Genomic DNA, 13,399 nt, shown 5'->3' on the forward strand with positions numbered 1-13,399 from the left:
TGTGTTTTAGAAAGGCTCCAAGTTTAAAAAATCATGCGGTTTATATAAAAAAAGAAGGTGCTTCGTTATTAAACGGAAACACCTTCTAGTTCTATATAAAAATCGACAACTCCTTCTTCTGCTAATAATTTAGAGGCATAAAAGTCGTCTTCGGTTAAATCGTGTTGTGCATTTTCGAAGAAAATCTCTTCAGAGTTATCATCGTAAATGAGGGTAACCTTAAATGTGGTTGCGTGAGTGTCTGTACTCTCATAACCACCTTCCCATAGGTATTGATTTGTATTAGCGATACTCATAGATATCAAAAATGATTATACTTAAATTTAATCAATTTTGATGAATCAAATACATCTTAAGAAAAGTTTTTTGCCTTTGATTTGTTAATTAATATTTACTTAAAAATCAAAGATGAATAAATAGTAAAATGACCGAACAATTCATTATCAAGTCACATATATTTAATGTTGACAGGAATGATTGTTCGGTCATTATTATATTTCAAAAACTAAATTAGTATTGGCAGCTTATTAAAATTTCCATCCTACCCAGAAACTTAGGGCAACAGTTCTTGTTAAACCATCAGGACGTGCTTCTCTTGCCATAACAGGAAAACCTAAATCAGAACCAATAGTATATTTATCGAATGTTTTAACAATGCCACCAGTGATGTTTAAAGTCAATCCACTAGAATTTTCGATGTTAATACGTTCATTTGTTTCAGGATCTACATATGAATCTTCTCCAATGTGATAAATACCCAATAAACCTGCTTTCCATGACCATTTGTCTTTACTCTCTGCTGTCTTTTTATATTCTGCACGTAAAGCTAAATCGGGCATACGTTCGTAACCATTAGTCGTTAAAAGTTTGGATTCAGCAGTTTGGTTTGGATTAACATATGTACTATTATTCTGAGTTAACGGATGCTGATAACCTGCTGAGAATAAAAATTTATTCACGTTGACTGCAATACCAGCCAATGCATCAAAAGTACCTAAAGAGGGTTGATAAGCCATAGGTAGAGCTTTTCCGTTATCGCTAAGGTTACCGTCGTTTAACGGTATTTTGGTACCACCAAAGACAGTTGCTATCACATTATCATTTTTATAAACAGGAACAGATAAAGATAGCGTTATATCACCCAAGCCAGCTGCAGTACCTAAATCACCTGTGGAAACGATATAAGGCATTACAAACTGAAAATAAACTTTATCATTTACATTATAATCAGCTTCTAACTGAAGTCCAATAATGTGTGTTTGTTTCTCTCCAAGAGAATAAGTTGGTTTAACTCTAATTTCGCCATTAGAAGCATCATCGGCCATTGTATTGTTGTGGGTCATTGGACCGATACTACAGACACCTGCGTCAGAACATCCTTGTGCTTTTAATGTTTGAGTGGAGATAACAATCGAAAATAGAACGAGAAGTGAATAAAATCTGAAATAAAAAATTTTCATTTTGTTCAAGAGAGTGTAAATAAACACTAGGATTAAGTTACATCTAATGTACAAAAAAATAATTGTTTGTTTAAACAATTATTGTAATTATGAAGATTCGATATGTTTTTTATTCAAATTATCTAGAAAAAACAGCTTTTCAGAAGGGATTTTTAATAGAAAAGATTGAAGTCGGATGGTGTTTTTAGTGATCAAAATCTCGAATGTATCATCATTTTTTAATTTAAACGAGACATTGATATTTTGTTCTGAATTATAGAAATATTGTCTTTTAGAAGGAAGTAATTCTATAAAGTCTAATTTTTTTTCATCACAAGCTAATGCCATCAGTTTCTTGTTTTCAAAAAAGAATCGCCAAGATTCATTTACATTTTGATTAAAGATACTGATCATTACCCTTTCCTGAGCCAACTCATTATCTAATAAACCTTCGTCTTCAACTTTATAAATGGTGATGGAAGAAATTTTATTCTCTTGAGCGAAGGTGGTTGTATACCCACCAATAAAGAATAAAATGGTGATAAAAGCTTGTTTGAATGAATGGGTGTGTTGTGTAACTATGTTAGTTATGTTGATCACACTGCAAAATTAAACTTTATATTAACTAATCGTAATCTTTTGAGATTTATCTGATAAAAAAACGGGAAGCATTTAACTTCCCGTTCGTTGTGTATTTTATTTTTTAGAAAATAGTATGTCTTTCTATTTTCGATTCATCTTGTATTTGTAATTGTTCTTCCTCTATCTCGTCTACAATAACGTGAGGACGAACACCAATTACGAGCATGTCATCAATTTGTCTTTGATTGCCTTCTCTCATCCATTGTTCCATAAACTTAGATATCGCTTCTCTTTGAATGTTCATATCTTTTTTATGCACATTATATAAGAGTTCTTTAAATGGACGTTGCATTAGCTTTCTTCCACTAGGACCACCAAATTGATCTTGGTATCCATCTGAACAAATGTAGAATACTTCGATGTTCTCTAATGGTAAAGAGAAAGAGTCGTATACCTTTTTCTGATTCTTCTTACCGCCGACACCAAACTTACCACCTTTTAAGCGTTGAAGTTCTGATGGATTGGTTTTATCAACATAGTATAAAGGTCTACCTGCACCAGCAAATGTTAATGTTTTACGTTTAGGAGATACCACACAAACTGCAATGTCCATACCGTCTCGAGAATCATCATTTTCTGCTTGGTTCAAGGCTTGACGAATCATATCATTCATCAATTTCAAAATACGACCCGGATCAAGAATACCTCTTTCATAAACAATTTGGTTTAGAAGGTCATTACCGATTAATGACATGAAGGCTCCTGGAACACCGTGACCCGTACAATCTGATGCTACGATAATGTAATTTTCGTTTTTCTCACCAAACCAATGGAAATCACCCGATACAATATCTCTAGGCTTAAGGTAAACGAAACCATCCCAGTGAGGTCCAATACTTTGCATTTTGTCTTCCATGTCAGATGGACGACCAAATACGGCTGTTTGCATTCTACGGGCATAGTTTACGGAGCTTTTTACTTTTTCGTTATGTTGAGAAAGTAGTAAGGCTTGTTCTTTTACCAGTTCGTTTTGTCTAAGAATTTGCTCTCTATGGGATTTCATTTCGTGATGTTGTTCACGAATTGTTCTTGTTGTTTCTTCTAACTGATTGTTTTGATCTTTCAGTTTACTTGCCGCTTTTTCTGCATCCTTTTTCGCTCGTTCTAGTTCCTTGGTGTTGTGGTTTAGAATGGCTTCGGATCTTTTTAAACGGTTAAATGCTTTTTCTAATTCGTAGTTTTTCTCAGAAAGCTCGTTAGATTGCATTTCCACCTCTTTCGTACGAATATTTACTTGTTCCTCTAGTCTTCTTTGCTCTCGTCTTGATCTGTAACGGTTAATTTGGATAGTAACGACAATAACAAAAATGGTTACTCCTAAATAGATCAAATAACTCCACCATTGTTTATAGAATGGAGTGTAAACAGAGAAACGTTGAGATAAAGGTCTTGACCAAGAGAAGTTACCAGTTTTACGACCTCTAATTTCTAATGTATATGTTCCGGATTCCAATTCGGAGATTAGTAATCCTTCTTTTTCTTTATCAAAGTTCATCCATTCGTCTTTTCCTGGGTATCCAAGAATACGTCTTTGGAAAACTACGTTTTCAGTAGGATAAACAGAAATATGATAATCCAAACGTAAATAACTATCCGATGGAACTTCTAAGCTTTTATTTAGAGGGATATCATCACCTCCTGCAGATATCTTTTTAACAATTGGTCTTGGAGTTTCTTTTAATACCTGAAGGTTAGGGGCAAAACCAATACCTCTTGTAGTTGATATAAATAATCGACCATAAGCATCAATGAACAAACCTCTAATATTGAAGTTGGCATCAGGAAGACCATCTTTATTGTTATAGATCAAATATTCTTCAACTTCAAAGTTATAACGAATCAATTCATTTGATGTCGCCACCCACAGTTGTTTTTCACTAGGGTCAATTCCTAATGCGTTATTTGTTACAGAAGTATAATCACCAAAGTTAAGACGCTTAAACTTTTCGTCTTTTAATAATAAGGTACCATAAGAAGTAGCAAGAATTATTTCTCCAGTACTTAGGGTCGCAATATCGTTTGTTTGGATGTTGTTGTCTATCCTAAATTTAATCTCTGGAGTCAGGTTTTTAAAGATGTCGTTTCTTTTATCATATTGATAAATTAGACCATCTTTAGCTGTACCACCTACAAAAATTTCTCCTTTATCGTCAATTTTTATAACGATAGGTCTACTACTAATACCGTTTTCAATACCATAGATAATTGGCTTGTTGTCTTTTCCAATTTTGATGGCACCAACAACACCATCTTGACAAGTCCATAGGTAGCCATCTTTATCTTGCTCTAAGATATAAATAGCACCACCAACATTAGACATATCAATTTTCTTTACCTCTTTACCATTTCTCCAAAGCTGAATAATACCATTGGCATCAGAAGTATAAACACCTTCTTTTGTTGGTAGAATTCTTAGGAATGAGTTACCATTTCCTGTAGTGATCTTATGGTTGAGTGTAAATTGGTTTAACGTATTTATAGTACCGTTGAAAAAATTATTACCATCAGAGAAGTAAATGTTATCGTCATCTCCACTGATGTGTTGTATATATGATGTACTTAAGTTGTTCGCGAAAACATTAAATGGCAATTGTTGGAATAGGGAAATACCATTGTCCTTTGCTAACCAAATATCAAGATCATTATAGTAAATAGTATTACCATTGTAAACACCTAATTCTGGATCACGGAAGAGTTTGAAACCTTTAAATGTGGTCTCCAAACGATACATACCACTAACAAACCCGGTCACCAAGTACTGATCGGTACCAATTTCTTGAATAAATGAAGCATCAAACTGTCTACCGATCTGATCTACTTTGACTTTATCGTTAGTAACGTCTACTAAGGATACGCCTCTATCGCTATCTGCAACTAAAAAAGCAGATTCTGTGTACCAAATTGCATGTTGGATATTTTTTAACTTTCCAACCTTTTTTGATACTAGAACAAATTTGTCTTTTTCTACATCAAATCTGTAAACATGACCAGAATAGTGAAAAGCGTATAAGTCACCGTTTGCATTTTCCACCAATTGGAATGAACGGTTTTCATTTTCAGCAGGAAGTGTAAAATCGGTTAATTTTACTTCAAACTTATTGTTTTCATTTTGACGGAATATTTGGTTGTTATCGGCAGCCCATAATACATTGTCTCTGTCTTCGTAAAGTAATTTACCATAATGAAGTTTGCCAGGTACTTGTTCTTCCGATTCCATTTTTAAAAGGAAGTTCCAATATACTCCATTCGGTTTACTATAGATTTGTACAATCTCTTTATTCGAAATTGCATAAAGAGAACCGTCTTTTTTCTGGAATACTTGTTTGATGTATTGGCTTTCTAATTTTTTAGTTCCTAATGAAAGGAATTCGCTACCATCGTAACGAATAAGGCCATTATCACTTGCTATCCAAAGGTAACCAATGGAGTCTTTTGCAATATTTTTGATATAATCAGCTTTTAAGCCATCATCTTTAGAGTAGTGAGTACTTAAAATATTTTGAGCTGATATAGGGTTACTTATTCCAATAACAACTGAAAGTAATAAGAAAGAAGTAAAGTAATTTATGATGTTGTAGTACTTTTTCATGGCAATACTCTGCGTTGAACAAGTCAAAAAAAGGATCAAAAAATGCTATTAATTAGCGGTTTATCTAAATTCTGAGAAGAATAGACCTCAAAGAACAAGATTATAATACAATTATTTACAAGAATAATCAAATTACTAACGCTAAGGAGTAGCTTTTAGTGTAAAAAAAACGTGAATTGTAAGCTTTAAGGCAAAAAAATAAAAAACGATGCAAGCTGATTTGTCATTAGTAGTCTTATTTGCGCATATAATTTAAATGAACGCTATCCTTAAAGTTGATTTTAATGTTTTTGTTACCACTTATCTTACTCAATATAGGTGCCAAATATTGTTTTGCGTTGTCTTTTGCCCTAGCTTCTAACTGCATTTCTTGCCCAGTTACTTTTAATTTCTTTTCTGCTTCGATGTAAAGTTTGTTCATTGCATCTGGACCAGCATGTTCAGAAGAATATATTTTTACTTCTTTTGGGTTTATTCTACCATCAATATGAAGTATAGGTAGATCGATAACTACAGTAGAATCTATTAAGTGAATATCGTCTTTTTTGATTTCATTCAGATTGATATAAGCCACAATCTCACCTCCAATAACTGCAAGAATTTTAGATTTAAAGAATTCATTGGCTATAGGAATATCCTCAAGGTATTCGTTATCTTCCGAATACTCAGCTACATCTCTAACATGTGCCTTGTAGAGTTCTAAGCGACCTAAACCTTCCAATTCTTCAACGATAAGTTGATGATCATTTTTTTCCTCAGAGTAATTATCCTTGTAGATGTCAAATAGAATATAGAATGACATTAATATAGCAATTGAGGAAAGAAGTATTGTATGAATCTTTGAGGACATAAATTTGTACTTATTAGCGAATTAATTTCATTCAAAATTACATTCGAAAATTGGATATACCTAAACAATCAATTTGTTGAATGACAATTGTTTGCAATTAATTGTTACTTTCTAACATAACTCTCTGATTTTTTAGAAATAATAACATTGCAAATAGATATCTCTATGATAATTATCAATAATCACTAGTTTTTTTCTGATGTATTTGAAGTTATTCCGAAATCTATTAGTTTTGATGATTTAATAATGCAAAAAAGTGCACATAAAAAATGTTGTGCTTTGATTAGAGTTGCTTAAACTTTAATAGAATAAATTACCATTTTTAAATTAAATGAAAGTCTCCACACAACTTCCATTTCAGTTAGTATATTCATTATTTCAACATCAATTCTTAGGATATCTTTTTGAGTCCTTTGTTATACAATTAAATAAGGAAAATAAACTAACCCTTCAGCATCAGAATATTTCCTCTAGAAATGCTCATGAATTTAAACAACGCTTAGACGATACAGATTTTGAGCTTATTGCTTTAATGGATGAAATTCAGCCCGATGCCATTGCCAACCGTTTTGGTAATAAAAAGAGAATGAAACCAGACGTATTCTTTTTGACTGTTTTTGATGAGCAAAAAGGAGATGAGTTATTGCAAAAAAAGATTAACGCTTTTGTGGAGAAACAGCGTTCGAAAATCTTAGAAAAACTGCATAATAAAATGGTTTTCGAAATGGGGAAAGATGGTAATCCTACCTATAAAACGATTCGGGTTCAAAAGGAAAAAGCTGAAATAGAATTCAGATTCTGGAGAAATAAAGAACAAGAAAATACGAACTACCGACCATTCATGTTTTATGATGGTGAAAAGGTTGAGTTTCAATATAAAAATGCGGTGTTATTATCAAATACTCCGGCTTGGCTTTTACTCGAAGGAAAGCTTTTTACTTTTAAAGGTGGTGTCGACGGTAAAAAAATCAAACCATTTTTATACAAAAACTTCATTGCTGTTCCTCAGAAAATGGAGAAAAGTTATTATGAGAAGTTTATTTCTCACTTAATAGAAGACTACAAAGTGTGGGCAAGTGGTTTCTCTATTGTGAATAGAAATGAAGAAGTAAAAGCAAAACTTAAGGTAACTGAATTAATAATTGAGTCAGAAGACGAGAACGTTGTTCTTCCATCAGAAGTAGAATTATTAATGCAGTTTGATTATAACGGTGTTGTTGTTGATGCTTCTACATTTGGTAAAAGAAGTAAAGTAACAATGCTTTATGAAGACGACGAATTTACATTTACCAAAACATGGAGAGATACTCGATTTGAAGAGTCTATTCTTCAAACAGTAGGTAATATGCAATTAGACGGTATTGATAAGGGTAGGGTGGTTCTTCCTAAAAACGATGCCTTTTCGTGGTTGTCAAAGCATTCGAATACATTAGCTGATTTCAATATTAAAGTCACACAATCCCTAGAAGAAGGGAAGAAATACTTCGTAGGTGAATCAAAGATTAACCTCGAAGTGACTGAAGATAGAGATTGGTTCGATATAAAAACAAAAGTAGTATTTGGGGAATTCGAAATTCCTTTCCAAACGATCAGAAAATTGATTGTTTCAGGAAGACATGAATTCGAATTACCAAACGGAGAAATTGCCATCATTCCTAATGAGTGGTTTACTCAGTATCAAGAACTCTTTTATTTCCTTGATCATGAATCCCCAAGATTACAGAAACATCACCTTGCTTTAGTACAAGATTTACAAGAAGGTTCGCTGGCCAAAGTGAGCTTCGATAGAAAACTTGAACGTTTAAGCGACTTCGATAAAATTGAAGATTATAAAGTACCTAGATCGTTCAAAGGAAAATTACGTCCTTATCAAAAGGCAGGGTACAATTGGATGAGATTCTTATCTGAGTATAATTTTGGGGGGTGTCTTGCTGATGATATGGGTCTAGGTAAGACCGTTCAAACTCTAAGCGTCTTAGAATTTGAAAGAGTTTCTCATAATGGAACATCTCTTCTGATTATGCCGACTTCATTGGTATACAACTGGGAGATGGAGGCGAAGAAATTTACGCCGAAGATGAAAATACTGAACTATACAGGAACGAATAGAGTAAAGAATCCAGAAAAATTTGGTCATTATGATATCGTTATCACTTCTTATGGTACAGCAAGAATTGATGCCGAGATTTTATCGGAATATTACTTCAATTATATTATTCTAGATGAAGCACAAACGATCAAAAACCCAACATCGATTGTGACCAAAGCTGTCAATCAGTTAAAAAGTAGAAAGCGATTACTATTGACAGGTACGCCTATTGAGAATACTACTATGGATTTGTGGTCGCAAATGAATTTTGCCAATGTAGGTTTATTGGGTAGTCAGAATTTCTTTAAAAAAGAGTTCTTGACGCCAATTGAAAGAAGAAAGGACGAAGAAAAATACAATAAATTATATCGTTTGATCAAGCCTTTTATTATGAGAAGGCATAAGTCACAGGTGGCATCAGAATTACCAGAAAAGGTAGAGAAAGTGATGTACATCGATATGACTACAGAGCAAAAGAAGAAGTACGAAGAAGTAAAATCTTCTTACAGAAACGATATTTTAGAACATATAGAATCAACAGGAGTGAAAGGTTCACAATTCATGCTTTTAAAAGGCTTGACAGAATTGAGACAGTTGGCCAATCACCCTAAATTGGTGGAAGAAAAATACGAAGACTCAGCTGGTAAATTTGATGAGGTGATTCGATCACTGAATAATGCCGTAGCAGAAGGACATAAAATATTAGTTTTTAGTCAGTTTGTGAAACACTTGTCTATTTTCAAAAAAGAGTTGGATGATAATGGAATGAAGTATGCCTACTTGGACGGAGGAACAAAAGACCGTAAAAAGGAAGTAAACGATTTCCAGAATAACAAAGACATTCAAATTTTCCTTATTTCATTAAAAGCTGGTGGACTAGGATTAAACCTTACTGCGGCTGATTATGTATTTATTTTAGATCCTTGGTGGAACCCTGCAATCGAGGCACAAGCCATAGATAGAGCACACCGAATTGGTCAGGAAAATAAAGTGTTTGTCTATAAATTTATAACAAGGGGTACAGTGGAAGAGAAGATCTTGGCACTTCAGCAAAGCAAAAAGGAATTAGCAGATACTTTGATTACAACAGAAGAAAGCTTTATGAAGAAGTTAAGTAAAGACGATATTAAGACACTACTGTCTTAGTAAATTATAAATGAGAAACCTATTTAGTGAGTTTGACACAATAGTTAAATTAATACTATCAAAATGCAAACGAGCGTTAGCTCAACATTTCACGTTTTTCATTCTTCATTTTTAATTTTTCATTAAATCAAAAAGGGCACTTCAGAATTACTGAAGTGCCCTTTTTGTATTTTCTACTTGAGAATTAGTTAAAGATATATCTTAAACCAACTTGCATTCTCCAACGAGAATCAGTAGAAGTGTTGTTAACGAAAGTAGTGTTACCGCCAACATATTGATATTGTGGTGTATTCGAATCAGCTGATGAATAACCAACAAAATTAATAAAGCGATCGTTAGCTACTTGCTGACGTACACCCCATGATGAGTTCAATAAGTTACCTAAGTTTTGAATATCAAATGATAGTTGGATAGTGTTTTTCTTACCACCTACCTCGATATTGAAGTCTTGAAGTATCTTCATGTCTAATTGAGTGTACCAAGGAGAAACAGCACCGTTTCTTTCAGCATAATCACCTCTTCTTGAACTTAAATAATCATCTTGAGAGATATAAGCATCTAATTGATTCCATTGTTCTTCAGCTGAAACAACAACGTTACCAGTACCATCTGTGATATCTACCAATTGAATTTCATCACGGTTAGAAGGAACGTACATTAAGTCGTTACCTACGATACCATCTCTGTTCATATCACCTGCGTATGTGTAAGAGAATCTGTTACCTTGTGCAGCTTCGAAGAACATACCGAATGAAGTACCAAAATTCTTTTTGCTACCATACTGAAGTGCATATGAAAGAGAGGCGATCAATCTATGTTTTAATCCAAATGAAGAGAACGCTAAACCAGGAGTGTTAGGGTTGCCCACTACTGCATTTCTTTGATAAGCATCAGCAGCAATTTCACCAGGGTTAGATGTTACATCTTTCGCTTCTGAATAAGTATAAGCAGCCATCAATGACACACCAGATCTAAAATTCTTTTTCAATTGACCTGTTAAACTATATTGGTAACCTTTGTCTGTATTGTCCAACATAATCATACCTGCATCAAGGAAAGAGTTTTCTTGACCTTCAGCATCCGATGGACCTTGCCACATTGGTTTAATTCTAGGACCAGTTGCAGGGTAGATTTCTCTGTTATCAGCACCATTTGCTCTTTCTCTGTTTGTAACCATGTTATAGTTTACGTGTTGAACAGCGTGCATATCTTTTGTATAGATAGCTTCGAAAGTACCAATAATACCACCTGGAAGTTCGTGATCAATGGCAAAGTTAGATCTCCATACCTGAGGGAACCTAAAATCGTCTGTAGTGCCATTAATTTGGAAAGTGTACCAATCGTCGAATTGAGAGTTTGCAGCTTGGTTAGAGATCCAAACAAAAGGAATTCTACCAGTAAACAAACCAGTTCCACCTCTTAACTGAGTTGTATTTTGACCATTTACATTGTAGTTAAATCCAACTCTTGGAGAGAACATTGGTGAGTTCTTAGGAAGTTGAGTAACATCAACTCTTGCTGCTTGATCATTCTGATCTCTCCAACCTTCGTAATTATCAACCTGTTCGTTTGGAGCAATATCAGTTAAATAGATTGGAACATCCATTCTCAAACCATAAGTTAAAACGAAGTTATCATTTACATTCCATTCGTCTTGTGCATAAAGGGAGAACTGAGCAACGTTTACATCAACAGATTTAATTGGAGCACCTGTTACTGCAGATCTATATCCTTCATAACCACCAAATCCACCAAAGTATCCATCTAAAGCTGTTTCTAAACCTGCAGCTCCTGTGTATTCATATCCACCAAAGAATGGGTAGCCATATCTTTGTAAGTTGAACGCATTTTCAAAACCAAAATATTCAAAGTTTGTACCCAAAGTAATGGTGTGATTTCTTTTATAAATAGTGAAGTTATCTGTAAACTGGAATACGTTTTGGCTTAATTTATTTTCTACTGAGAATTGCTCAGAACCAAAAGAAACATAAGTTGTACCTCCTTTAACAACATCCACCATTGGGAAAGGCATTGAGTTAGGTAACTCACGAGTATCTCTGAATGCAGTATAACCAATTTGCATTTTGTTTGAGTACTTATTACCGAAACGGCTATTTAATTCTGCCATAAATGAATCGAAGTTGTTATTGATTCTATAACCAGAATTTTGATATTGCATGGTATTCACTGATGGAACACGAGATGAAGGTGCAATTGCAATTGGGTGAGGCAAATTATCTCTGTAAGAAGTTAGGTGATTATAACGAATAGAGAATGTGTGTGACTTGTTAATATTCCAGTCTAACTTAGCCAAAAACTTATTGTTGTATGTCTCTAAGTTATAATCTTGGTAAGGACCTGTTTCGTAACCATACTTATTTCTCAATAGGCTGCTGATGTCTTCTAGATCTTGTTCTAAAACTCTTGATACACCAGAAATTTTACCATCTAAGGCATCTTGTGCTTCTTGCTCATTTTTTGCAGCCCTATAAGTAGTAGCAGGATCAGTTCTTCTAGTAAATTCAGCATTAGCAAAGAAGAAAAGTTTGTTTTTAAGAATAGGACCACCAATACTAAAACCAGATTGATTGTAATTTAAATCAGGATTAATAATATCTGCACCATCTACAGTGCTACCGATCATACTGTTGTTTCTAAAATAAGTATAAGCAGTACCCTTAAATTCGTTTGTACCTGATTTTGTAACTGCATTTACACCGGCACCTGTAAAACCACTTTGACGTACATCGTAAGGAGCCAAAGAAACTTGAACTTGCTCAATAGCATCAAGAGAAACAGGTTGAGAGTTTGTTTGACCACCAGGAGCGGCAGCGTCTAGTCCAAAAGAGTTGTTGAAAATAGAGCCATCAAGAGAAAAGTTGTTGTAAAGATTGTTTCTACCTCCAAAACTATTTCCGTCTGATTGAGGAGTTAGTCTTGTAAAATCAGAAGTTGATCTTGAAATCGTAGGCATCATTCTCAACGTGTTTTCATCAACATTGGTAGCAGCACCAGTCATTTCTGAATTAGCTAAACCCTGTGTCGCTGTGATTTCGATTTCATTCAACATTTCGTCCTCCGAGCTCATAGTAACATTTAAAACATAAGTGTTACCTAATGTCAAATTGATGTCTTTATAAGCTACATTTTGAAAACCTACATAAGATACGATCACTTGGTAAGGGCCACCTACTCTCATGTTAGGTAAAGCAAAACGACCATCTTCTCTAGTAGTTACTCCGTACTTAGTACCAGAAGGAGTGTGTGTAGCAAATACAGTAGCACCGATTAAAGTGTTCCCGTCTTCATCAGTAATTAAACCACTCATTCCAGATGTTGTGGTTTGGGCATGGATATTAAATCCTAAAAAACTGAGGAATAAAATTGTAATGACGTAGCGTGCCATAGAATTAGATAAGAATTTATGTTTGTGAAAGCTTACAATTGTATGCAAGTGCAATGTTAAATGAACTAAATGTTAATCTCAATTGGTAGAATACTAACTATTAAATAAGTGTGAATAAGTAGGTTATAATATTAATCGTTATTAATTGAATAATCATTCACTATGGTTATTTAGTTTTTGCGAATTTTATAAATATTCGATGAAAAATTATCAATTTACTATTTTTAACTTATGTTTT

At 33.8% G+C, this 13,399-nt stretch carries 7 protein-coding genes; 1 reads left to right on the forward strand and 6 read right to left on the reverse strand.

All coding sequences use genetic code 11. The features are described 5' to 3' along the window. Positions 1 to 68 precede the first annotated feature (68 nt). From MY04_RS18855 to MY04_RS18875, 5 genes are all read right to left on the reverse strand, one after another. Complete coding sequence (locus MY04_RS18855; protein ID WP_066212243.1) at positions 69 to 296, reverse strand: hypothetical protein; 228 nt, start codon at positions 294 to 296, stop codon at positions 69 to 71. A 231-nt stretch (positions 297 to 527) separates the two neighbouring features. Then, complete coding sequence (locus MY04_RS18860; protein WP_066212245.1) at positions 528 to 1,460, reverse strand: hypothetical protein; 933 nt, start codon at positions 1,458 to 1,460, stop codon at positions 528 to 530. A gap of 87 nt (positions 1,461 to 1,547) precedes the next feature. Then, positions 1,548 to 2,039, reverse strand: coding sequence for a hypothetical protein (locus tag MY04_RS18865; protein ID WP_066212247.1), 492 nt, complete (start codon positions 2,037 to 2,039; stop codon positions 1,548 to 1,550). A 103-nt stretch (positions 2,040 to 2,142) separates the two neighbouring features. Continuing rightward, positions 2,143 to 5,670 carry a SpoIIE family protein phosphatase gene (locus MY04_RS18870; protein WP_066212251.1) on the reverse strand — a complete coding sequence of 1,176 codons (3,528 nt, stop codon included), beginning with the start codon at positions 5,668 to 5,670 and terminating at the stop codon, positions 2,143 to 2,145. A 235-nt stretch (positions 5,671 to 5,905) separates the two neighbouring features. Beyond that, on the reverse strand, positions 5,906 to 6,520 hold the full coding sequence (locus MY04_RS18875) for a DUF4230 domain-containing protein (RefSeq protein WP_084005964.1): 615 nt from the start codon (positions 6,518 to 6,520) through the stop codon (positions 5,906 to 5,908). A gap of 331 nt (positions 6,521 to 6,851) precedes the next feature. Between MY04_RS18875 and MY04_RS18880 the strand changes: the two genes are divergently transcribed. After that, positions 6,852 to 9,755, forward strand: a complete 2,904-nt coding sequence (locus tag MY04_RS18880) for a DEAD/DEAH box helicase (RefSeq protein ID WP_066212254.1) — start codon at positions 6,852 to 6,854, stop codon at positions 9,753 to 9,755. A 184-nt stretch (positions 9,756 to 9,939) separates the two neighbouring features. Here MY04_RS18880 and MY04_RS18885 read toward each other — a convergent pair whose 3' ends face one another. Continuing rightward, complete coding sequence (locus MY04_RS18885; RefSeq protein WP_066212255.1) at positions 9,940 to 13,161, reverse strand: TonB-dependent receptor; 3,222 nt, start codon at positions 13,159 to 13,161, stop codon at positions 9,940 to 9,942. Between the last annotated feature and the right edge of the window lie 238 nt (positions 13,162 to 13,399).

This window comes from Flammeovirga sp. MY04 (assembly GCF_001682195.2).
GTDB lineage: Bacteria > Bacteroidota > Bacteroidia > Cytophagales > Flammeovirgaceae > Flammeovirga > Flammeovirga yaeyamensis.

Excerpts from the sequence above, each read along its gene's own strand:
- MY04_RS18855 (WP_066212243.1), bottom strand. The coding sequence starts at position 296 with ATGAGTATCGCTAATACAAATCAATACCTATGGGAAGGTGGTTATGAG.
- MY04_RS18860 (WP_066212245.1), bottom strand. The coding sequence starts at position 1,460 with ATGAAAATTTTTTATTTCAGATTTTATTCACTTCTCGTTCTATTTTCG.
- MY04_RS18870 (WP_066212251.1), bottom strand. The coding sequence starts at position 5,670 with ATGAAAAAGTACTACAACATCATAAATTACTTTACTTCTTTCTTATTA.
- MY04_RS18875 (WP_084005964.1), bottom strand. The coding sequence starts at position 6,520 with ATGTCCTCAAAGATTCATACAATACTTCTTTCCTCAATTGCTATATTA.
- MY04_RS18880 (WP_066212254.1), top strand. The coding sequence starts at position 6,852 with ATGAAAGTCTCCACACAACTTCCATTTCAGTTAGTATATTCATTATTT.
- MY04_RS18885 (WP_066212255.1), bottom strand. The coding sequence starts at position 13,161 with ATGGCACGCTACGTCATTACAATTTTATTCCTCAGTTTTTTAGGATTT.